The following is a 23,329-nucleotide window of genomic DNA, read 5'->3' as shown; positions in this document are numbered from 1 at the left end:
TTTTACAGAATTCGTAATCATTCAGTATCTTCACGGTTACATGCGTCATGATCCTCAGGCTCTGTCTTTATATCTTGACCGCCGTCTGGCCCGCAAACTTTCTCATCTGCGCTATTCTCCATGATATTCTCATCATCTGTGATATATCCCCCGGCATCATTGACATCCTCATCCCGGCTTCCTGCATCTTCTGCCCTCTGTTTATCTGCGATACCGAGATATTCTTCCTTTGCCCTTCTCTTTGCACTGATAGTCAGCACATAGACGATAACACCCAGAAGCCCTGTGCTGCTGCTTCCGATTCCCACCAGGAAATACAGCAGTCCGGCATAGCCCGCAAATCCCAGCAGTACGCTGCGGTAAAATGCCCTCATCCTTGTCCCATCCAGGCCTTCCAGATCTCCTGTCAGCTTTGGCTCTGCCACATCCAGCAGCAGCCAGTAAAGTACAAGAAACACTCCCACGACAATATTGAACACTGTCTCATTGCTGTTTCCGCTGGCTATTGTATATACAAGATACCCCACTACCAGCACCAGCAGTATGATAGACGCGGCAGTGATTTTTTTTCTTACCTTTTTCTTCTCTTCAGGTTTCATATCCTTCTCCTTTTGTATGCGTTTTAGACGGCCGTCACTGAACTGTACTTTTCATTATACATGATACAGCGGGATTTTCCAATATCTTTTATTTATTGACTTCAGGCTGAAAATGGTCTATACTTATTGCGTGCGCAAACAGTTATTTGCGTAAGCAATTACATAAAGGAGGCATCATGAGGGAACTATTTAAATGGGCTTCTATCCTGGACCGGAGCTACAGCAGCTATCTGGATAAGAAGTTGGCTGAATTCAATATCAACAGCAGCCAGTATTTCTATATTCTGAGGATCTGCGACAATCCGGGCATCACCCAGGACAGTATTTTCCAGACTACTTACCGCAGCCCAAGCAATATTACGCGTGCCCTGGCACAACTGGAGACAAAAGGATATCTCACAAAGGACCCAAGCCGGGCTGATAAGAGGACTTATCATCTTTATCCCACAGATAAAGCGGTCCGGGATTATGATAAGATCCTTTCTATAATATTGGACTGTGTGGAAGAACTGCTCTCCCCCTTTTCCCAGGAAGAGAGGCTGGTTTTCCTGAAAATGCTCCGGACTGCCGGAGAGAACGCTTTTGCACTGAATAAAAATGAAAAAGAAAGAACGGAGGAATTTATGGATGAAGCCAACATCTATTGATGCTGACAATCCCCTGGGTTATCAGAAAGAATCTAAGCTACTTATTAATTTTGCAATACCTTGTATCATTTCCATGCTCGTCACGGCGCTCTACAATATTGTGGACCAGATATTCATCGGACAGGGCGTGGGCATGCTGGGAAATGCCGCCACTAATATCGCATTTCCGCTGTCCACCACATGTACTGCCATCTCCCTGCTGCTGGGCATAGGAGGCGCCTCGAACTTCTCACTTGAACTGGGCGCGGGCAACGATAAAAAAGCATCCAAATCAGCGGGGAACGCTATGATGCTCATGGCCGTCTTCGGGCTCTCCCTGTTCATCATAGTTGTCCTCTTCCTGACTCCAATGCTCAAATTCTTCGGGGCTACGGAGGATGTGCTTCCCTATGCCCAGACATATACCAGGATCACGTCTATCGGTTTCCCGTTCCTGATTGCAAATACAGGCATCAGCAAGCTGATACTGGCGGACGGAAGCCCCAGGTATTCCATGACATCCATGCTGGTGGGAGCCATAGTCAATACAATCCTGGACCCCATCCTTATCTTTGTATTTGATATGGGGATGGCAGGTGCTGCAATTGCCACTATCACAGGACAGATCATATCCTTCTGCATCAGCCTCCGCTATGTCTTCCATTTTAAACATATCAGGCTGACAAAGGACAGCTTCCGCCTGGATCTGAGGCACTGCCAAAAAATATTCGCCCTTGGGGCCAGCGCCTGCTTTAACCAGATCGCCATGACCATCGTACAGATCGTAATGAATAATACTCTGTCACACTATGGCGCCCTCTCTTCTTATGGAAGCGAGATCCCTCTGGCCTGCGCAGGCATCATTGCAAAAGTTAATATGGTCTTCATGGCTATTGTAATAGGTATCTCCCAGGGGACCCAGCCCATTGTAGGATTTAATTACGGGGCGCGCAAATACGGCCGTGTCAAAAAGACCTTCCTGCTTGCAGTGGGCACAGCCACAGCCCTCTCCTTTGTGGCCTTCCTCTGCTTCCAGCTCTTCCCCCGCCAGATCATATCTATCTTCGGTCAGGGAAGCGATATGTACTTTACCTTTGCAGAGCGCTATTTCAAGATTTATATGTTCCTGACACTGGCAAACGGCATCCAGCCTGTATCTTCTAATTTCTTTACTTCAATAGGCAAGTCCCGGCTGGGTGTTTTCATGTCCCTCACAAGGCAGATCATCTTCCTGCTGCCGCTGATCGTCATCTTCCCTCTGTTTATGGGAATCGACGGTGTTATGTATGCAGGACCCATAGCAGATGCCGCTGCCGCCGTAGTCTGTGTATTCTTCTCCGTCCGTGAGATGAAGGAACTGAACGCAAAACAGAAGGAGATATCCGGAGGGTCTGGAGCCGCTGCAACCATAGCCGGTTAAGACAGACTGCAAACGGAAGGAGGCACCAGAGCCTGACATGAGCAAAATAAATACAAACCAGGACACAAAAGCAATTGACGAAACAAAAAACATATCTTCCTACAGCACAGATAAGCTCCTTGAATTAATCATAGAGCTCCAGGGCCTGGCACAAGCTGGCCTGCATTATGGAAAGGATGCGTTTGACCTGGAACGTTATGAACGTATCAGGGATATTTCAGCTCATATGCTGAGCATCTGCTCGGATGAACCTGTGGAAAAAATAAAGGGATTGTTCTGTAATGAGACTGGATACCAGACACCGAAGCTGGACTCCAGAGCCGCTATTTTCAATGGACAGGGAAAAATACTTCTTGTCCATGAAAATAACGGTACCTGGTCTCTGCCTGGGGGATGGGTTGATGTCACCCTCTCTGTCTATGAAAATATTGTAAAAGAAGTGAAAGAAGAAGCGGGACTCCATGTTCTCCCCCAAAGGGTGATTGCTGTCATGGACCGTGAGAAGCACAACAAACCTCGCTATGCCTTCCGCATCTGCAAGATATTCATCCTGTGCAGGGAGCAGGGCGGCGGCTTCATTCCCAACATCGAAACTACAGGATATGATTACTTTTCCATGTCTGACCTCCCGACTCTGGCTGAAGAGAAAGTCTGCCGGGAACAGCTGCAGATGTGTTTTGATGCATACAGTTCAGATCATTGGGAAACATATTTTGATTAACATCAGGATTTCTCAATTTTTCTTCCCTGCTTCCCGGAAGCAAGAAAGAATCCGCTAGTAAGGGCTGTGAATGGCGCAACTGTCACAAGTCCAAAGCTTCCCACTATCGTGTCCAGGATCTCTGATGACACATATTTATAATTCAGGATATTGTCCAGGGGGGTGCCCTGTGCCATGAATACCATGAGCAGTGCCACGCATCCCCCGGAATAAGCAAGCAGCAGAGTCGTAGTCATGGTTCCCATGGCTGCGCGCCCCACTGCCATGCCTGAGCGCACTGCCTCTCTCCAGCCTATATCCGGCTTTTTCTCTACCACCTCATTGACGGCAGACGTGATATCTACTGCCAGATCCATAACTGCCCCCGACGATCCTATGAATATGCTGGCCATGAATATCTGTGTCAGATTCAGATGCTCATATCCGCTGTAAAGAAGGCTTTCTGAATTGCTCATGATCGCCCCATGTATCTTAAACGCATCTGTGAATATAATACCAAGTATGCATGTGGTTATGATCCCCAGGAATGAACCGCAGACTGCTGACAGGGACCGCCTGTCAAATCCGTACACAAGAGATATAATGATAACTGTAAGCCCCAGGACGATCCCCAGCCCCACAAGTACCGGCTGCATCCCGTTCAGATATGCAGGCACCATGACTTTCCAGATCATCAGTACAGTAATCACAAAGGACAGCACCGCCCTGATCCCTGTCTTTCCTGCAAAGAGGATAAGCAGAAGGACAAAACAGCCTGCCAGTATCCATTCTTTATTAAGGCGGTAATGGTCTATGAGGTTCACTGACATTATCTCCCCGCCGTTGTGGCTGATGACCACCAGCACCTTATCCCCCACCTGGAATATCTTATCTGTCTGCAGGGAGCCTGAGAGCATATTAAAGCCGTCTGCCTCCTGGCCTTTAAAGGCCCCGCCCAGAAACTTCACAGTACATGTCTGTTCCCCTGATTTTATAAGCCCTGTGCTGATGATCTTGCTGTCATTTACAGAGACTACCTCAGCTGCACAGCGCTCTGTGCCTTTATAGATCACGGCATCCTCAAAGCCTGTGGGCAGTATAAGCAAAAGCACTACCAGTGCCAGGCAGAAGATCACCGGCAGCTGGTAGCATACACTTTCTCTTGAAATTTTTCTATCTTTCCCTTTTAACTTATTAAACATAAATTATTCTACACCTGTCAGGGCCGCAAGGTTTTTATAAATATCTGTATTGTCATAGTAACCTTCAAACAGCGCTTCGCCTGCTCCTGCTGCGAATACCGGCACCGGAAGTCCTGTATGTGCATATGATGCAAAATTGATTCCTGACTTATTATTGAGAAGATGTGTGATCGTTACTGTGAGAGGCTCATATGTGCCGTATAACACATATTCTTCCTGAGTCATTGCATCTTTCTTTGCACTGCCTGTATCCATGGTCCTCTGATAAGCTTTTTCAAGAAGAGAATACTCATAATCTGTGAGTACCAGCTTGGAGTCTTCTGCAGCATCAGGATCATCACCGGCCATCAGTCCGAAGTTTTCCTTGATATCCTTTAAGACATCTGTAAACTCAGTCTTTTCTTCTTTATATTTTGCCACATAGTCAGAGTCAAATTTAGCATAGGATATTTTCTGGTTAGCCAGATTTGTCAGGTAGGTATCATAGTCTGTCCCTGCATAACCGATTGTCAGACCACCTGTCTCATGGTCGCCTGTCACCAGGATCAGAGTGTCATCAGGATGCTCATTATAGAAATTGACAGCCTCTTCTACTGCGTCACTTAAGGCTTTTGTATCATTGATGGTGGACCCTGCATCATTCGCATGGCAGGCCCAGTCAATCTTGCCGCCTTCAACCATCATGAAAAATCCATTGTCATTATCAAGGACGTCTATTCCCTTTTTCACATAATCTTTCAGTTCCCACTCTGCTTCCTGCACATCCAGTTCATATGACATGGAATCTGAATCTGCCAGGTTCTCTGCGATCACGATGCTCTTGCCGTCCTCAGCTGTCAGGCTTTCTGCCTCAGCCTGTGTCTTGACCACCTTATATCCAGCTTCCTCTGCCACCTGGTATGCATCTGTCTGGTCCTCATTCTCTCCAGTGGGGTCTAAGAGGGCTCCGCCTGCAAAATAGTCAAAATTACTTGCTGTCAGTTCCATCGCAATATCATAGTAGCTGTTTCTGGATGCCTGATGTGCATAAAAAGCAGCCGGCGTGGCATGGTTCAGGTTTACTGTGGTGACGATTCCAACCTTGTAATCCTTCTGGCTCTTCAGTTTTTCTGAGATAGTCTCAAATTTCTGTGTCATAGTTGTATCCATGTTAATAGTACCGCTGTAAGTCTTGTTGCCTGTAGAAATCGAAGTTGCCGTTGAAGCAGAATCCGGTGCAAAAGATGTGCTGTCATATGTCTGCGCCGTTCCTACAACCGGGAAGTCCATGAAAGAAAGTGCCTGTGACTGGATTCCCCCATCACTCTCAGTCGTCCCCAGATAATCTGCCGTGGCCTGGATCTGCGGGAAGCTCATACCATCTCCGATAAACAGGAAAATATACTTAGGCGTCCCTGCTTCTGTCTGGGAATCTGCTGCTTCTGTCTCTGATGCAGCCTCCGCTGCCCCCGATTCTGCCTCTGTCTCCTCTGCCGCCAGAGTTGTTATTGCCTGTGTCCCTGCCAGTGTTGGTGCAATCATTGCAGCTGCGAGCATGATAGCGCTGATCTTCTTAAACTTCATAATGTTCTCCTCCATTGAAAAAAGTAGTATATGTTTTGTACAAACCATATACTACTCTTCCAGTGTAAATTCTGTTTAAGGCCGTTTGTAAAGATACGGTAAGATTTGGTAAAGTTTCTGCATCCGGAAACTGCATGCCCTGCTTTGCCGTATATCTCACGGAGTGTATCTTAAAACCCGCTTTTAAATTTTTTCCCTGTCATAAAAAACCCTGCTGCCAATGATGTAAAAGGGATAACAAGCAGAGGGAAAAATCCCAGAAGCAGCACATCCATCATCTGCCCTGCAGCCATAGCCAGGGCTGTGTCCCTCCCTGTCCCCGTAAAGCTGGCTAAAACCCCGACACATCCGCAAAGATACGCGCTCAGAAGCACAACTGCCGCCATGCCCATATTCAGCCTGCCGGATGCCATGCCGGTATGTGCGGCCTCAAGCCAGTTCATATCCTTCTGCCATTCAAGAGAACGCTTCATTGTTCTTACGATCCGAAGCCCTGTATCCGCCGCAGCGCCTGATGCTCCTGAGAGCATCCCGGCTAACAGAATGCCCCCATCGCCTGTCAGCGAATCCGGTACAGCCGCAGCAGCCACGGCAGCAGTCATTAAAATACTCCCTGCACATCCTGTATATGCTGCCGCAAACTCCTCCTTACTGCGCGCCTGCAGCAGCAGGAGCACAGCTGAGATCCCCAGCGCTGCCAGAATGCCCGAAACCGCCGGAGCAAATCCCCTCTCCCATGCAGGAAGGATGATTTTCCATATAAGAAGCATGGACGGTATAAGCATTATAATAGAAGTTATTTTTTTCCTGCCTGTCAGCAGGATAATACCCGCCATACAGATAATTCCCAGAGTGAGCTGTCTGTCCAGGCGGAAGGTATCTGATAAGCTGACCCCTATAATCCTGCCATCTTCTATGCTCATACTGACAAGAACCCTCTCACCTTTCTTTGCTCCTTTCGGAAAAGCCGTTTCCGCTGTTTCCGGAATAGCGGCCTCAGCCTCACTGCCTGCAAAACTGCCAGTCAGTATCCTGACCCTCAGAGGTTCATTTCCCTCCACAACAGCCACAGCCCCCTGCATACCGCCTGCCCCTGCTGCATCTGTGCCGCTGATCCTGCTGCCTGATGCCGGCAGCAGGATCAGTACGGCGCTCAATAAAATGCAGAAGATCACAGCCGGGTTGATTCTCAGATTCCTTCGGGGAATCCTGTATATAAAAGAAATGTTCTGTACTCTCAGCGTTCTCATACTTATCTCTCCTCTCACTTAAACCATTTTGTAACTGTTCAGTACCTTCTCAGTTGCATGCAAAAATCCATTTAATATCGCCTCCGGCGATGGGATTTTTGCACCCTTGAATCATTTTCTTACGGTCTGCGCAGTAAATGCACAGCCCTGCTGAATAGTTACAACATTTTTCTGTTATCATAATTGTAACAAAAATATGTAAGGAGACCTGGATACCTTTGTAAAGAGAACGTAAAATCCCGTTATTTATCCTGCAGTTCTATCACTTTCCCCCCAAGCTGCCTGGATTCTTCGGCGGCAAATGCCATGATATGCCCCTGCAGAGACATTCCCGCACCGTAAGCACCCATTCCTTTTTCCGGGTTTTTCAGTATCTGGACAAAGTCTGACATAATCCTCTCATCGCCGCCGGAATGCAAAGTCTTAGGTGTATGTACCCTGACCTTTGTAATATTTCCTGTATCAAAATCCCTGATATAAAAGCTGTCTTCCTCCAGACACCCTTCTATATCACCCTTTGTTCCCATTATCTTTGTCTGCCTTGTGATCTCCTGGGTAAACGCGGATGCCTGGAAGGATACAGTGACCCCGCCTTCATATTCCAGATTTACCACCTGTCTGGACACTGCATCATTGTCGCACTGGTATACACATCTGCTGTAAGGGCTTTCCTTCAGATGCTTCAGAAATGCCTCCCTGTCGTCTGTCCTCATAATGATGTCCCTGAAATTATCCCTGTTTGTCCTGTCTTCCAGATATTTGTAGGCTGAGTACTGGCACGTCTTATCATAGGGACAGCCCTCCATACAGTTGGCGGCAGCTCCCTGAGGCATATTGTCCCTGGTAAAGTAGCTGAGATCTCCAAAAGATGATACTTTCCTGCACTTTCTGCCTCCCAGGAGATAATTGAAGATATCCATGTCATGACAGCATTTTGCAACGATCATGGGAGTAGTTTCCTTCGTGTTATGCCAGTTTCCTCTCACATAGCTGTGGGCGAAATGCCAGTATCCGATGTTTTCAATATGATGGATAGACTGGACATCCCCAATGGCTCCGCTGTCTATCTGTTCCTTCATTGCCATAAAGTAAGGCGTATGCCTCAGTACATGGCAGACCATCAGAGGCACTCCTTTTTTATCTGCTGCCTCTGTGATCAGCTTTGTCTTCTCCGCCGTCTCAGCCATAGGCTTTTCAAGGAGTATCCCCCACCCCTTTTCAATGGCCGCCATGGCCGGTTCAAAATGCTGCTGGTCCTGGGTAGATATGATGACCCCGTCCAAACAGGGATTTTTATCAATCATATCCTTCCAGTCCTCAAACTGCCATTCCTCCGGGATCCCATGTGCCCTGGCAAATACTGTCCGCCTGTCTTTAAGAGGCTCTGCGACACAGACAAATTTTATTTCTTCCGGATACTTAAATGCATACGGCGCATAGCAGTTTGCCCCGCGCTCTCCTGCACCGATCAGACCTAATCTCAATTGTTCCATATTTATCTCACCTTTCCGCATTTATTCCTATATTGTTCTGTCAGCCTTTTACCGCGCCCGCTGTCATTCCCGCAATAATATATTTCTGTCCGAAGGCATAGACGATGATGATAGGCGTGATGATCATTACCATGATGACACATACCAGGTTCCAGCTTCTCTGGAACTGGCCGAAGAAGCTGTACACCATGGTTGTCATGGGCATCTTCGTGGATGTGTTCATTACATAAAACGGCGTGATAAAATCATTCCACGCATTCATGAAATTTAAGATGACTACAGTGACTGTAACAGGCTTCAGCAGCGGAAATACTACCCGCCAGAAGAGGCTGTTGCAGCCGCAGCCGTCAATGATGGCCGCCTCATCTATCTCCCTTGGCACAGTCCCTATAAACCCATAGTAGAGGAATATAGTGAATGGGGTCACAAGCGCCGAGTACAGAAGGATCAGCCCTATTCTTGTATCCATCAGGCCGAATTTCTGCAGCACCAGAATGGCTGGCACCATATTCAGCGGAGCTACCAGACCCACCAGAAAAAACAGGTACAGGCCCCGGTGAAGCCTTGTCTTCCTCCTTGACAGTACGTAGGAGCAAAGGGCGCCTCCCACCGTGGCGATTATAACTGTGCTCACCGACACCACCAGGCTGTTCATAAAGGCTCCGAAAATATCCACCTGCTCCATGACCTGGCTGTAATTTGAAAATACCCACTCCGTTGGCAGGGACAGCCTCATAGAGACTGACTCCCCCTGGGTCTTAAAGGAATTCAGCAGGATAATGATCAGCGGAATGAATACAAGGACGGAAAAGAGCCATAATACAGCTGCCTTGACTGTCTTCATGATTTTATGCTTCTTAGTCATCTGTCACTCCTCCTCCTTTGTCATAGCCTTCAGCACTGAGAATGCCACTATGCAGGTAAATACAAACATGATGAGCCCCAGAGCTGTAGAGAAACCATACCTGCCGGAACCATATTCTTTATAGATAACAGTGTTTAATACTTCCGTCTTCCTGGCCGGACCTCCGTTTGTGAGCACAAATACAAGGTCAAATACCTTCAGCCCTGCTATCAGGTTCAGGATCAGATTGATAGTGATGGACGGCAGCATCTGAGGAAGAATGACATATCTCAGTTTCTGCCAGCCGCTGGCCCCGTCAATATCCGCGGCTTCCAGATAATCATCTGAGATAGCCTGAAGACCGGCTATATAGATGACCATATTCTGCCCCACAAGCCTCCAGATCTCCACAGCTATGACTGCCCCCAGCGCAGTCTTCGTATCCCCCAGCCAGTCGTGTGTAAAGCCTCCCAGCCCGATCAGGCTCAGAAAATCATTGATCACACCATATTCAGGATTGTAAATTGACTTGAATACAAGCCCGATAATGAGGGGCGAGAGCATTACAGGAAAGAAAAAGACAGTCCTCAGAAAATTTCTTGTTTTGAAACCTTTGTTAAGCGCAAGCGCCATCCCAAACCCGATCACATTCTTAAATACTGTGGTGAATACTGCAAATATCAGGGTATTTACAATCACCAGGATGTACCGCTTATTAGTAAATATATCAATGAAATGATCAATCCCAATAAAATGGATCTCATCGTTGACCGCATTCCAGTCCGTAAAGGATAAGGCCAGCCCCATAAAGCTGGGAATAATGAAGAATGCCAGATACAAAATAAGCGGTAGGAGGGTGAAGTAGGATGGATATATTTTTTTGTGGTTCATACTGCTCTCCTCTCTATATGCGCAGCGTCATTTACGGCGGAGCGCACTGCATTTTTTGTCGGAAAAGGGGTGTCCCGCCTGAGACACCCCTTCTCTAAAAGTCCTGCCCTCAGAATCCCTCAAGACCTGCATCTTTAGCGAGAGCTCTTCTTGAATTATCAAACTCTTCCAGTACTTCCTGCGGTGTCAGAGACCCTACAAACATTTCCTGGCAAAGCTCACTGATCTTTCCTCCGTCATAGAAGTAAACGCTGGCTTCTGCACCCGGAGCGTTCTTGTCGCCCGCTATTTCCATCAGGTCTGTGAAAGCCTTTGTCGGAGCTGCTGTGATGCCTTTTACTGCTGACATCATGTATAATGGTTTTTCTTCATAGAGCTTTTCAACATTAGCCTTCTCAGCAAGGAAATCGAAATACTGTTTTGCCTCTTCAATATGCTCACTGCCGGCATTGATGCATTTTGTAGTTCCGCCTGCTGTCAGGGTCACGTATTCATTATCCACAAGGGGACTTGGGAACATACTGTAGTCATCAGGATTCAGCTCCGGAATATTATTCTTCATCTCATTTGGATAAGAGCCATGGATGATGATCATGCCATATTTGCCGCTGTCCAGCGCTTCATAAGAGTTATCATAGATATTGGACATATGGTTCTCTCCAAAATACCCTGCTGCCTCCATCTCCTTAAGCTGCTCAAGCGCCTGCACATATTCCGGAACATCTGCAAATCCGATCTCATTGCTGTTCAGCTGGTTATACAGCTCAGGATTGTTTGCAAGTGCAAGAGCGCTGGCTCCCTCCATCCAGTAATGTGTATGCCACAGGTCCTTCACGAACTCATATACAGGTGTGATGCCCGCCTCCAAAAGTTTGTCACATGCCTCCTTGAATTCTGCATAGTTTGCAGGCACCTTGATTCCCAGTTCCTCAAATACCGCCGGTTTGTAGAGTACGCCGTTTGTGTCATCCACACCTGCTATATTCTGAGCATACAGCTTTCCGTTGTAGGAAGAGCTGTCGATGGCCCACTGCTCCTGATCTGCCACCCAGGCCTCATCAGAGAGGTCCACCATATTTTTTTCAGGGTTAAAATCCTTTAATTTTGTTCCTGAGTAGGACATGAAGATGTCGGGTCCTTCCCCTGTATTCAGCTTTGATTTGATGATCGTCTGGTACTGGTCATCCGGGCTTAGCTGGAAGTTGACGGCAATCCCTGTCTTTTCCTCAAATTCCTTCGCCAGCTCTCTGTCTACATCCAGTATCCAGTTCTGGGAAGCTGCAAAATTCAGCGTCACCTTTTCTCCCGAGGAAGCCTCCGCCTTCATTCCTCCAATGCCTGTCCCTGCCAGCGTCACTGCCGCCATCGCCATGCACATAGTCCCCGACAATACCTTCACTGTCATATTCCTCTTCATAATTGAAATCCTCCTTTTCTCTCACTCCGGCTTCTTTGTTTTGATGAACTCATTATATTCTCCCTGAGATGATTTTGAAATGCACAATTCTGAACTCTTGGGTGGAGAAAACTGAACACTTCGTTTAACTCTATTTTCTTTTCCTGCAGTTCTTGCTATAATGTAGACACTTAGTCAAATACCCATCCGGGAGGTCGTCATGAAAAAAGCTAACTTTTCTTCCATTAAAACAAAGATCTTCGTTTCCTACGGGTCCCTGATCCTCATCATATGCATCTTCACCAGCCTGCTCTATTATTACACTGCCTACAATGCTTTCCTAAAAAACTACACCAAGAGTTCCCGGCAGCTGTCAAAGATCGTCTCCCACCAGCTGGACCAGTATTTTGAACAGATCAATTCGATACAGAAGAAAATCCTGGAGAATGATGAGATCCGTGATTATATCTTTGTGGATGCAGCCAGCCAGGATTTTGAATCTGACAGAGAGTTTCAGAAGACCATCTATACCATCACAGGATATGATTTCGGCTTTTTTCACATGAATATCCTGAACCTGGAAGACCATTCACTGATCAACTTCGGCAGCCGCTACATATATACTCCCTCTGAAGACTATAAGGTCACCCCTGAGATACAGGAAAATATCATAGACCCTGCCGTCGCATTAAGAGGGAGGAAATTCATCGTTCCCCCCGGCCACGGCTCTCTGAACATTGTGGATGAGGACACTCCCACCCTGTCCTTTGTCCGCTCTTTTCCACGCTACAGCTACTCACTGTCAGAACCTAAGGGTGTCATCGAGATACAGGTCACCTCATCCAGCATTCAGGAGCTGCTGGAGGCGACCCTGCTCTCCTATGATAACCAGGCTGAATCTATATATATCTTTGATGAGGAAGGCCGCCTTGTCTATCCCCTGGATCTGCCTGATGAAGAGCTCAAATACTATATATCACTGGATACAGAAAACAAAAATGATTTTAAAAATCCTTTTACCCACAAATCAGAGATAGTAGCCGGCACCTCCTCTTCCAGGACGGGATTTACTGTACTGTTGTGCACGCCTGATTCTGCCCTGCAGAGCAACAAATCTTTTTTCAGGAATGTCAGCCTTATTATTGCCGCTGTTTCCCTGCTGCTTCTCATAGCCCTGACCTACAGGCTGGCCAGCAGCATTTCCAGCCCCATCATCAAGCTGAAGGAGAGTATAGCAAGCCTGAGCCTGGACTCTATCTCAGAGAAATCGGCCTACCATGCAGATACTTCATTAAATGAACTGGAAATGCTCAGCGATGCATATAATCATATGCAGCTGCGGCTGAAGGAGTCACTTGATGATATTGTCCGCAGCCGCACCCTGTCCATCCATTCCCAGATCATGGCTCTGCAGGCCCAGATGGACTCCCATTTCCTCTACAACACCCTCACTATTATTTCTATCATAGCGGAGGAAAATGACGACATACAGGCATCTGAGATGTGTGTCAAGCTGACCAGGATGCTGCGCTACATAACAGAGGACCTCTCTAAAAGCACGACCTTCTCAGGGGAGCTGGAGCACACCCGCAACTACACTGACTTGATGGCTATCAGATACGGAGGACAGATCTGCTTTGAATATGACACAGAACCCTCTCTTTCCTCAGTCTGCATCCCCCGGCTTGTCATACAGCCTCTTGTGGAAAACTGTGTAAAATATTCCAGAAGCCCTGACAGGCCTCTTCACATCCTTATCAGGACATGGCAGGATAAGGACAGCTGGTGCGCCGAGATCTCAGATAACGGCAGCGGATTCTCAAAGGAAGTGGTGGACGGGATATATGAAAAGATCAAAAAGCTTGACCAGGAGGAGGCTTATCCTCAGATACATATCAACGGTATGGGTCTGGCAAATATCTATCTTCGTCTGAAGCTTTTTTATGAAAATGATTTTAGATTTGACATAGAGAACCACGGAGGACCCGGGGATGGATCTTCCGTTATCATAGGAGGCAGAATGGACCATGAAAAATAATGAGATCACCGTATTTGTCACTGAAGATGAACCTATCATACTTGGAAATATAGTCAAGAAAGTGGAAAGAGCCGGAGATTCTATCCGCGTATGCGGCCAGGCCACCACAGGCGAAGACACACTTAGAAAATTTCAGGATATTCTCCCTGACATCCTCATCACAGATATTGAGATGCCGGGCATGAACGGACTGGACCTTATACGCAGTGTGCGTGAGTCCTATCCCCAGGTACATATTGTGATATTAAGCGGTTACAGCAACTTCGAATACGCCCGCACGGCAATCAAATACGGAGTTGATGACTACCTCTTAAAGCCGGCTTCCCAGGACGAGATATCACGGCTCCTGGATAAGATTTCCGCCCCCATCCTGGAATCCAGACGCCAGCAGGAAAGAAATATCCTCTCTATGGCTATCCAGGGAGATGCCCCCCTGGACAGCATGCCCAGCAGCTTTTCGGACGGCAGCTTCCTCCTGGCCCATATTACTCTGGGAGGGCCGCCAGTATTTTTAAATTCCGCCGCTCTTCCCTCTCGGCCTGCTTTCTTATCCTCAGCGCCCGGTCTGTGGGGACGCCTGGACCTGTCCGGTCTTTTCAGTCCTGAGGGGACCCCGGGGGCTGATTATTTCTGGCTCATTGATGAACATTATCCCCTTCAGAAATTCCTTATTCTGCATATTAAGGAACTACAGGCAGATATACGTTTCACTGCCAGAAGGCTTCACCAGCATATGGGAAAACAGCTGGAAAACATGCCTTATTTTGTACTCTGGATGGCTTCGCCGCTCAGCTGCCGCGAGCTCTGGCAGGCCGCCCGGCGTATGAGGGAAGCACTCCCCCGGTACACAGCACCGGCGCTGCAGGGCATGGCCCTTTTGGAGGAGGACCCTCAGCTTTTCAGCCCGCCTGCTAAGAAACTGCGCCAGGATATAGATACACTGGGAGGCATGGATTCCCCCTCTTCCTTCCTCTCTTACTCCAGAAATATCCTGGAGGGCTGCCTTAAGGAGCGCTGCTCCCAGTCAGTCACAGAGAGCTGCCTCTACGACATCTTCAGGCTGGCCGCCTCCCTGTTTCAGCTCCCTGAGGCTCAGGTACAGAAAGCCCGCTGCCAGTTCTGTGAAAGGATGGTCTTTTCAACAACGAATGCAGAACTGTGTGCAGCCTTTGAGGATATCCTGAAAGAACTCCTGAAAGCTTCTCCCCTGGAAGCCGGTTCTGAGCAGTTGTGCCTGAAAATACAGGAATATCTGGCAGACAATTATCAGAAGAAACTATCTGTCTCGGACCTGTCAGAAAAGTTCGGCTATACGCCGTCCTATATAAACCGCATGTTCAAAAAGGAGTTTGGCTGCCCGCCCCTGCAGTACCTCACCGGTCTGCGCATAGAGCAGGCAAAAAAACTCCTTGAAAAAGAAATCGATATCAAACTCATAGCTTCTGCCACAGGATATGAGGACGCCCGGTATTTCAGCCGGGTATTTAAAAACGAGACGGGCATGACCCCCAGCCAGTGGACTTCTAAAAGAAGTTCTTCAGTACCACTTCATCCACAGGATACGGACAATTGACAAGCTTGGCATGGTTCTGAAGCATTTCCCGGACTGCCCTTTCCTGTATGTGTGCCGGGATCTCTATCCTGCCCAGCAGTTCATCCATAAAATGCTTAAATTCATCCATATCCTGAAAGTCCATCTTATCCAGGACCTGCCCTCTGACAGCCTCATCTGCTGCCGCCATATATGGCGCCTGGAAAATCCCCACTGCCCTGCCGTGGGGAACCCCCTCTTCGTATGTCAGGTAGTAGCTGAGTCCGTGAGGAAGGGAGGTACCTGTGTGGGAGATCGCCATTCCCGCCAGAGTGGAGGCGTTCATCATATTCTGCAGGTCCTCCTCTTCTGCCTCTCTCTTTCCCAGGAGTACTTCTTTTCCCTTGCTCCACAGGCTCAGGCTCTTTTCACAGAGCATCCTTGTATAATCAGTAGCATTTGTATTAATATAACTCTCAATACAGTGCCCCATGGCATCGACTGAAGTGGAGACCAGAACGGAGGAAGGGGCACTGCGCAGGTATCCCGGATCCGACAGCGCCAGTGCCGGGAATATCTTGTGGGATATGCTCCCCTTTATCCTCAGCTCATGCCTGGTCAGTATAGCCCAGGGTGTTGCCTCAGAACCTGTACCGCAGGTAGTCGGGACAGCAGCCACAGGATATGCCTCATCACTTCCCTTTCTATAGAGGAACTCCCCATTTTCACCGGGGTGCTTCATCATCAGGGCAATTGCCTTTGCCGCATCCAGAGGCGACCCGCCGCCGATACCGATCACAAAATCAGCTCCGGCATCCAGCCCTGTTTGCCGCGCCTTCATCACTGTTTCCACTGAAGGATTCTCTTCGATTTCGTCAAATACAAGATATGGCACACCCATCTCCTCCAGGGCAGTCCTGACATCCTGCAGGGACCCGTTCTTTTTAGAGGAATGCCTCCCTGTTATAATAAATGCCTTTGACCCAAGCCCGCAAAGCTCCTCCTTATGGTTCATAACACAGTTTTTTTCGCAGAATACCTTTGTTGGCATATAAAAATACATCTCTCAGACTCCTCCTTTTTTATATCATATTATGAGTGCTGAAACAGACAGAGCGCCCAGGAAAAATACATTGTAGCCTGTAAATGCTGTCAGATACCTGCCCTTGCTGCTCCCCGCACTGCGTACATAATATATATAGGAGATCAGGCTTGCCAGAGAGGCAATCAGCGTCCCCAGATTTGCAGCGATAGTCTGCAGGACAATAGTCCTGACCTTCACAGTTACGGCCTTTCTTTCGTCAAATTCTTTCACGACTGGTATTATAGCAGAGACGACCCGGTTTTACCAGTCCCTCATCTTATTTATAGCCGCCACCCTGTTGCTGACACCCAGCTTGCTGTAAATATTAATGATATGTGTCTTCACCGTTGCCATGGATATACACAGGCTCTCTGCTATCTCCTTATTTGAACGCCCCTGCTCCATCTCTTTAATCACCTCCAGCTCCCTGGCCGTCAGTTCATACAGGTTATACCTCATCCTTCTGCTTCCGCCGCCCTGCCGGCCTGTCTTTTGAGCAGCCGCTTTTCTCACAAAATCCACTGCTTCAGGGCTCAGTCTCTTCTTTATTTCCTGGGGGAACGCTTCCAGTATAGCGGCAGCAGTCTCCTTCTCATACCAGAATGGAAGAGCCAGTCCATTTTCAGTCCCATAAGACACTGCCTCCACAAAAAGGTTGAGCAGTACTCTCCTGTCCCCTCCTCCCTCATACAGCATTCTGGCTTTCAGCATGGAGCCTTCCGCGATTTTCAGCTTATTTCCTGATTTTCTCGCCCTTGCGATCAGACTGTCCGCCATATCAAGAGCCTCACCCGTTTTACCCGTATCATAACATATACCTATCATCAGCAGCTCTGAATCCATATTTTTCTGAACTGCATCGGCATGTTCATATTCCTGCCGGAACCTCTCCGTCAGCTCACCGCTGTGTTCTATGTAAATAGGGTACCTCAGAAGCCTGGCCAGGAAATATATATTCCTGTACATCTCATCTTTCTCCAGAACCTTCAGGATCTCCCCGGCCTTCCCTGACTGTCCGTCTATATAATACCACTCCGCCAGAGTATACAGATATGCCGTGCTGACAGAATCAGCCCCCTTTTTCACCGAAGCCTTCGCCAGCTCAAGTTCCTCCCAGGCCTCATCCATATTCATCTGCTTAATGTGCAGTCCCGCAAGTCCGATGTGGTAGGATGCCTCAATGGTGGGGACACTTTCTATATAGCTTTTCATCCTGTAGTAAAGCCTCAGGGCCTGCCCCAGTTCCCCGTATGCTTCCAGCACCTGCGTCTTCTCTATCAGCACAAAGCACTCAATATAAATATTTCCTGCTGTCTTATAGATACTTTCCGCCCTGTCCAGATATCTCACTGCCTCCTTCCCATTCTCCTGCAGAAAGAAAAAATAAGCCTCCTTAATAAGCAGATATGCCTTTGTCACCTCATTCATTCCCATCTCTTCTATCTGTTCAAGAGAGAGCACCGTGATATTTTTAAAATCCCAATTCACATTAAAGAAAATATTAACATTCCCAAATGCCTGAAAAACAGGATCATCCATCTTATTCTCTTTAATATACCTGTAGATCTCATCACATTTTTCAAAATCCAGCGATGCATAGTGGCAGAAAAAATACTGATAGGCAAAATTTACATTCTTAACTGCTTCAGATATGGGGACATGGCTCATGTAGCTGAATGTGACCACGTTCTGGGGCATAGACAGAAGTTTCTCCATGAGAGTCTCGTAGTCTTCCGCCTCCTGCAGCAGCCTGACCCCCTCCTCCTGATCTCCAATCCGGAAATAAATTGGGGCGGCCCGGCGGCAAAGCTCTCGCTTTTCCTCCCTGTCCTTCTCCAGCATATGCAGCAGAAAACCTCTCAGGATCCCATGATAGCTGTATTCTCTGCCGTCCTCTCCTATGTTCACCACAAACAGATTTTTATCAAGTATCATTCCCATGACCCTGTCAAAGGCTATATGCGGCAGCAGCTCTTCGCAGATACTTCTGCTGAAATACTCCAGGACGGAAGTCTTGACAAGGAATTCCTGTTCCTCCCCTGACAGGGTAAAAAAGATTTCCTGGCCGATATATTCATAGATCACACGCTCACTTGTATTGGCATATACCTTATTCTTCTGCAGCCTGGATGCCACCGCAAGCAGCTGCGCCCCTCCGATCCATCCATTTGAAGTAAGCGCTATCTTTTCCACAGACGGGTCTGTTTCCTGAAAGCCAAGTGTATGTATGAGAAATCCCCTGCACTCTTCCTCCGTCAGGCGAAGGTCCTCTTCGGTCAAAAGCAGAAGCTGGCCCTGGACAGAGAGCGCGCCCATGTAAATACCTGGTGTCTCCCTGGAGAGTAAGATAAGATGCATATTTCCTGGCATGCTTCTTATAAAATAATCGATAGTTTCAATCAGAAATTCATTTCTGATATGCTGGAAATCATCCAGCACCAGATAAATCTCCCTGTCCTCCCTTATCTTATTAACAAACACGGCAAGCATCTGCCACAGTATATCCTTCTGGACGTTCTCCTCGAAACTGGCTGACAGGGCGCCTTCCTCTCCCTGCAGGCAGTCCCTCAGCACAAAAAGGATATACCGCCAGAACAGAAACACCTGGTCCATACGTTCATCCAGGGCTATCCATTTAGTATCCTCAGCACCTTTTTCTTTAAAAAACAAGGAGAGGAGGGTAGTCTTCCCACTCCCCGCCCCTGCCTTTATGACTGTGACCCTGTATTCTCCCACAGCTTCCAGCTGCCTGGTCAGCTTTCTTCTGGGAATATAGTTTTTCCTTGGCGCCGGGATCCTGCATTTCACAGGCATTACCGGAAAATCACTCTGCTTTACATAATCTCTTTCCATGCCGTACATAGTCCTTTCTCGTCTTCAGCATGCCTATACTGATAAAAACTGCTGAGATGATTATAACATAAATCAGAGATGTTACAGCATCCTGATTCAATTTTCCTCTTTCCCATAAGTCAGCAAACCTCATGAGATTCTTCTGAGGCATCAGGTAAAGCGCCCTGTCTGCCCATGAGCTTCCCCCTCCCAGATCATAAAATGTCCCTGAGAGTACGCTTGTGAGCACAGCCACACAGCTCCCTGCCATATTGCCCGTATCGGCTGTCATAAAAAAGGAATGTATGAAAAGAGCCATGCAGGTAGAAAGCATAGAGCACAGAGCCAGAAGAAAAGCAAACTGTGCCAGGGTAAATCCCGTATCCTCACCTGCCAGCTTAGCGATACAAACCATTATGAAGGAGGGCACAAATACAAGAGCCCAGATAAATACTGCCTGCCCGGCCAGATATCTGCCAAAGGACATGGGAGATACTGCTATCCTCTCTATAAGATGCTTTTCCTTATCTTCGGCAAACATCCTCCCATACAGTATCCCCTGCATCAGCAGGAACATCATCATATATCCTATGATATTCGTCCCCACCTGCCTGGTTTCCTGGCCTGCAGTAATACCTTTATCGTTTAGGACGCCTGCTCTGCCTGCATTTCCGGCCTGCAGTGCACCCTGGCCTGCCTGCACGGCTGCCTGTATTCTCTCCCTGTATGCGTCTCCCTTAGCAGTCTCAATGTCAAAACTCCCGTCATCTGCAAGCTTTACAACAGCATCATACCTGTTCATAAGAAGCTCTGACCTGGCGGGCGCCTTTTCCGGATAGGTGACGCTGCATTCCTCCTCCAGATATTCTGCCCTGCCTCCCAGCACTGCAACATCCGGCGTTGTCTGAAGCCTGTTCGTCAGCAGGATAGCTGCTGCCGCTGCAAGAGATGTGAGCAGCACTGCTGTTACAAGATATTGCTTCTGCTGCATGATACGCGCCCAGTTATTTTTTAAAACAGTCAGCATATGCAGTCCTCCTTCCTGAATGTAAAGCAGCAGACAGCTGTCATAATAATGATACACCCTGCCAAAAATCCGGCTGCTGGCAGCAGCAGATGAGAATCTCTGTCATATATGATCTGAAAAGCTGCATTCACGATCCATTTGACAGGAGATATCATACTTATTTTCCTGACAGTCCCGCCAAACCCATCAAGGGAAAACAGCACGCCTCCCAGCACAGCCAGAAGATTGATAATAATACTCTGAAGCTGATTTGTCATGGACTCCTGTTTGATCACGCAGCACATAGTGATCCCCAGCGTAACCGAAAACAGCTCTGTCAGGCCCAGCAGCACCAACAGCTGCCCCACTCCCTTTACCTCAATGCCAAATACCAGGCTCAGTATGGCAAAATCAACAATATGAGCCAAAAAAGAAAATACAAAAGATGCACCAATCTTTGCCAGAAACAGGCTCTTCACGTTTCCAGGCGCATATATAATCCTCATGTTCGGTTTCTTTATCCGCTCTTCCATAAATGCGTTTGCCGCTGTCATCCCGCTGCTCAGAGCGGAGTAGATAATCAGGGTGACTCCGTAATAATCATATGAGCTGAACCCATTCCCATACGCTCCCTTTGTCAGATACCCTATTATCATAACAAGAAGCAGGGGAAATGCAGTAGCGTAGAACACCCACATTGGATTTGTAATCAGGTTCTTAAAATCTGCTTTGGCAATCAGCCATAAATTTCTCATCATATCCCCTCCCTATGAATCCCTAAGGCTTTTCCCTGTCAGCTTTAGAAATACATTTTCAAGTGTAGCAGTCCTGCAGAACAGATTCTTTATCCGTCCTCCGTCCCTCTGGGCCATCTCTATTATACCCTCCAGGTTTTCTACATTTTTAAGGGATGATATTATGATCTGTCCGTCCTTTTTATCAACCCCGCGGACACCTTCTATCCTGAAAAATCCATCAGTATCTGTATTGTGTCCCTCTTCCATTTCCAGGACAAACTGTCTCTCGTCAAAAATCCCCTCTTTTAAGCTGGCGCAGGTCCCCTCCGCAATAATATTGCCGCTGTCCATGATCAGGATCCTGTCAGATATCTCCTCCACCTCTTCCATGTAATGAGTAGTGTACAAGATTGTGATCCCTTTTGACTGCATATTCCTGACAGAGCTTAAAATGTGGTTCCTGGACTGGGGATCGATCCCGACCGTGGGCTCATCCATAATTAGCAGCTTTGGCCCATGCGCGATGGCACAAGCAATATTAAGCCTTCTCTTCATACCTCCTGAGAAGGTGCATGCCTTATCTTTTTTTCTGTCAGAAAGGCCGGCAAACTCAAGAGCCTCCTCTGTCTTCTCTTTCAGTTCACTGCCTTTCAGGCCATATAGGGAGGCAAAAAAAGAAACATTTTTCTCTGCGCTCAGATCCTCATAGATAGCCAGCTCCTGGGGGACCACTCCGAGATTTTTCTTGTAGGCATTCAGACATGTCCAGATATCCCTGCCATTCCACAGTACCCTGCCCCCGTCACTGTCCAGCAGCCCGCACAGGATATTGATCGTTGTACTCTTCCCCGCCCCGTTGGGCCCCAGGAGGCAGAGTATCTCTCCCCTGTTCACCTGGAACGACAGATCATTTACTACATGCTTATCACCATATGACTTATTAAGCATTTCAACCCTCAGCAGACCTTCGCTGCATTTTATCCCTTCATCTTCTTTGATCTTCATATCCATTTTAACCTGGCAGCTGTATGCCGAAAGACTCCTTATTTGGGAAACTCCGCATTTATCCGCTGCCCTCTCCTTTTCCTTTGATAACTATATCCTACTACCCGGATTAAAAAAAGAAATCAACCGAACGGTTGATTTCTCATACTGCAGGCGGCTATATTTCTCATCCCCTTATCTTAATTCTTTCAATCCACATTTGTTCAGAAGTTTCTCCTTCAACAAATATGTATCAGGAAATTGGCATAATTTATTGTTTTCCATCTCCGCTTGTATCATGACTTTATATCAATGATAATTTATAATTTTTATATTACGCCTCATTATATTTATCAATAATTATATTTTTACAAAATTATCAATATATTTAATCTGATATATTGTTGATTCACACAACGTATAGTATAATGAACGTAAAGATAAAATTTTTTACAAAACCAGTGAGGAATCCGCAGCTGGATAAAAGTCAGCAAAACTGCTGTGTCTTTTTTAACAGTATGTGGATTCAAAATGTGAATTGAAAGAAATAAGGAACCTTTTAATACGCAAAAGTATATTTTAACTACAAGGGATTGTAGGGAAAGGAGCAGGTATGAATACACCAACAATTTTTCTTATTTGTATAGTAGCTATTCCTGTATTGGTATTGATTGTTTTGGCAATTTACAACAAGATCAATTATAAAAGGCAGGTTTCAGGAAAAAAAGCCCTGAAAAAAATAAGTGACCAAAAAATTGCCAGTATTAATAAAAAAGAGGAACCAACAAATCCTGATATCGAGCTGCTTCAAAACGAAGCCAGGTTGAAAAGTGGGCAGAATCTCTTTTCTTGAGTACTGATAAAATGTAAATTGCTGTTTAGCTGATTAAAGGCGGGGAGGATGCTTTGCATTGTAGGCAGTGAATCAGTGGGAGGGGCAGGCGGGTGGGAGAGTTCGTGGTTCAGTCCAACCGCTACGTCGTGAAACTCTAAGGCCCCGGAGACTGCTTGAAACGCAAAAGGCGGCCGGAAACTCGGTGCGTTTGCTGATGCAACCGCCCCTCAGACAGCTCCGGCCTTGAGCGCAAGCGCTCACTTTTGCTGACCGCATTCTTCGGGGCCTAAGAGTTTCA

The 23,329-nt window shown here is 47.3% G+C and carries 20 protein-coding genes; 6 read left to right on the top strand and 14 right to left on the bottom strand.

Features of this window, described 5'->3' with window-relative positions; translation table 11 throughout:
- Window positions 1-17: 17 nt before the first annotated feature.
- A complete protein-coding gene (locus NSB28_RS18995) occupies window positions 18-599 on the bottom strand; it encodes a hypothetical protein (RefSeq protein WP_109748257.1) in 582 nt (193 codons plus the stop codon).
- Window positions 600-775: 176 nt separating this feature from the next.
- Between NSB28_RS18995 and NSB28_RS18990 the strand changes: the two genes are divergently transcribed.
- Genes NSB28_RS18990 through NSB28_RS18980 form a run of 3 tightly spaced genes read left to right on the top strand, consistent with a single transcriptional unit; the run spans window position 776 to window position 3,366 of the window.
- The gene (locus tag NSB28_RS18990; protein ID WP_109748258.1) at window positions 776-1,246 is read left to right on the top strand and encodes a MarR family winged helix-turn-helix transcriptional regulator; all 471 of its coding nucleotides are present in this window, start codon (window positions 776-778) and stop codon (window positions 1,244-1,246) included.
- Window positions 1,227-2,645, top strand: coding sequence for an MATE family efflux transporter (locus NSB28_RS18985; protein WP_109748259.1), 1,419 nt, complete (start codon window positions 1,227-1,229; stop codon window positions 2,643-2,645). The genes NSB28_RS18990 and NSB28_RS18985 overlap by 20 nt, the downstream gene beginning before the upstream one ends.
- 37 nt (window positions 2,646-2,682) lie before the next feature.
- Window positions 2,683-3,366: an NUDIX hydrolase gene (locus NSB28_RS18980; RefSeq protein ID WP_109748260.1), complete on the top strand. Its 684-nt coding sequence runs from the start codon at window positions 2,683-2,685 to the stop codon at window positions 3,364-3,366.
- 2 nt (window positions 3,367-3,368) lie between these two features.
- On the opposite strand, the gene NSB28_RS18975 is transcribed toward NSB28_RS18980, so the two are convergent.
- From NSB28_RS18975 to NSB28_RS18945, 7 genes are all read right to left on the bottom strand, one after another.
- A complete protein-coding gene (locus NSB28_RS18975; RefSeq protein ID WP_109748261.1) occupies window positions 3,369-4,547 on the bottom strand; it encodes a YibE/F family protein in 1,179 nt (392 codons plus the stop codon).
- A 3-nt stretch (window positions 4,548-4,550) separates the two neighbouring features.
- The gene (locus NSB28_RS18970; protein ID WP_109748262.1) at window positions 4,551-6,110 is read right to left on the bottom strand and encodes an alkaline phosphatase; all 1,560 of its coding nucleotides are present in this window, start codon (window positions 6,108-6,110) and stop codon (window positions 4,551-4,553) included.
- A gap of 170 nt (window positions 6,111-6,280) precedes the next feature.
- On the bottom strand, window positions 6,281-7,360 hold the full coding sequence (locus tag NSB28_RS18965; protein WP_109748263.1) for a YibE/F family protein: 1,080 nt from the start codon (window positions 7,358-7,360) through the stop codon (window positions 6,281-6,283).
- Between the two features lie 242 nt (window positions 7,361-7,602).
- Window positions 7,603-8,853, bottom strand: coding sequence for a Gfo/Idh/MocA family protein (locus tag NSB28_RS18960; RefSeq protein ID WP_257497890.1), 1,251 nt, complete (start codon window positions 8,851-8,853; stop codon window positions 7,603-7,605).
- Between the two features lie 40 nt (window positions 8,854-8,893).
- On the bottom strand, window positions 8,894-9,718 hold the full coding sequence (locus NSB28_RS18955; protein WP_109748265.1) for a carbohydrate ABC transporter permease: 825 nt from the start codon (window positions 9,716-9,718) through the stop codon (window positions 8,894-8,896).
- 3 nt (window positions 9,719-9,721) lie between these two features.
- On the bottom strand, window positions 9,722-10,588 hold the full coding sequence (locus NSB28_RS18950; RefSeq protein ID WP_109748266.1) for a carbohydrate ABC transporter permease: 867 nt from the start codon (window positions 10,586-10,588) through the stop codon (window positions 9,722-9,724).
- 109 nt (window positions 10,589-10,697) lie between these two features.
- The gene (locus tag NSB28_RS18945; RefSeq protein WP_109748267.1) at window positions 10,698-12,005 is read right to left on the bottom strand and encodes an ABC transporter substrate-binding protein; all 1,308 of its coding nucleotides are present in this window, start codon (window positions 12,003-12,005) and stop codon (window positions 10,698-10,700) included.
- A gap of 199 nt (window positions 12,006-12,204) precedes the next feature.
- Here NSB28_RS18945 and NSB28_RS18940 point away from each other — a divergent pair, with 199 nt between their 5' ends.
- Together NSB28_RS18940 and NSB28_RS18935 are read left to right on the top strand one after the other, a co-directional pair.
- Window positions 12,205-14,022 carry a cache domain-containing sensor histidine kinase gene (locus NSB28_RS18940; RefSeq protein WP_109748268.1) on the top strand — a complete coding sequence of 606 codons (1,818 nt, stop codon included), beginning with the start codon at window positions 12,205-12,207 and terminating at the stop codon, window positions 14,020-14,022.
- Window positions 14,012-15,595, top strand: coding sequence for a helix-turn-helix domain-containing protein (locus NSB28_RS18935; RefSeq protein ID WP_109748269.1), 1,584 nt, complete (start codon window positions 14,012-14,014; stop codon window positions 15,593-15,595). Before NSB28_RS18940 ends, NSB28_RS18935 begins: the two co-directional genes overlap by 11 nt.
- On the opposite strand, the gene NSB28_RS18930 is transcribed toward NSB28_RS18935, so the two are convergent.
- From NSB28_RS18930 to NSB28_RS18900, 6 genes are read right to left on the bottom strand one after another with little or no spacing between them, the layout of a single operon-like run.
- Window positions 15,546-16,616 (bottom strand): iron-containing alcohol dehydrogenase family protein, encoded by a 1,071-nt coding sequence (locus NSB28_RS18930; RefSeq protein ID WP_109748270.1) that lies wholly within the window; start codon window positions 16,614-16,616, stop codon window positions 15,546-15,548. The genes NSB28_RS18935 and NSB28_RS18930 overlap by 50 nt on opposite strands.
- Before the next feature lie 24 nt (window positions 16,617-16,640).
- The gene (locus NSB28_RS18925; protein WP_257497889.1) at window positions 16,641-16,868 is read right to left on the bottom strand and encodes a hypothetical protein; all 228 of its coding nucleotides are present in this window, start codon (window positions 16,866-16,868) and stop codon (window positions 16,641-16,643) included.
- A 30-nt stretch (window positions 16,869-16,898) separates the two neighbouring features.
- Entirely contained in the window at window positions 16,899-19,490 is a 2,592-nt protein-coding gene (locus tag NSB28_RS24735; RefSeq protein ID WP_276538830.1) for a LuxR C-terminal-related transcriptional regulator, read from the bottom strand.
- Window positions 19,462-20,496 (bottom strand): ABC transporter permease, encoded by a 1,035-nt coding sequence (locus tag NSB28_RS18910; protein WP_109748273.1) that lies wholly within the window; start codon window positions 20,494-20,496, stop codon window positions 19,462-19,464. Before NSB28_RS18910 ends, NSB28_RS24735 begins: the two co-directional genes overlap by 29 nt.
- Window positions 20,490-21,233 carry an ABC transporter permease gene (locus tag NSB28_RS18905; RefSeq protein ID WP_109748274.1) on the bottom strand — a complete coding sequence of 248 codons (744 nt, stop codon included), beginning with the start codon at window positions 21,231-21,233 and terminating at the stop codon, window positions 20,490-20,492. The genes NSB28_RS18910 and NSB28_RS18905 overlap by 7 nt, the downstream gene beginning before the upstream one ends.
- Before the next feature lie 9 nt (window positions 21,234-21,242).
- Window positions 21,243-22,217 carry an ABC transporter ATP-binding protein gene (locus NSB28_RS18900; protein WP_109748284.1) on the bottom strand — a complete coding sequence of 325 codons (975 nt, stop codon included), beginning with the start codon at window positions 22,215-22,217 and terminating at the stop codon, window positions 21,243-21,245.
- Between the two features lie 592 nt (window positions 22,218-22,809).
- Here NSB28_RS18900 and NSB28_RS18895 point away from each other — a divergent pair.
- Window positions 22,810-23,049 (top strand): hypothetical protein, encoded by a 240-nt coding sequence (locus NSB28_RS18895; RefSeq protein ID WP_109748275.1) that lies wholly within the window; start codon window positions 22,810-22,812, stop codon window positions 23,047-23,049.
- Window positions 23,050-23,329: the final 280 nt, after the last annotated feature.

This window comes from Murimonas intestini, from assembly GCF_024622195.1.
Classification (GTDB): Bacteria; Bacillota; Clostridia; order Lachnospirales; family Lachnospiraceae; genus Murimonas; species Murimonas intestini.
The sequence above is the reverse complement of the archived record's forward strand: the minus strand, read 5'-3'. Positions and strand labels throughout refer to the sequence as shown.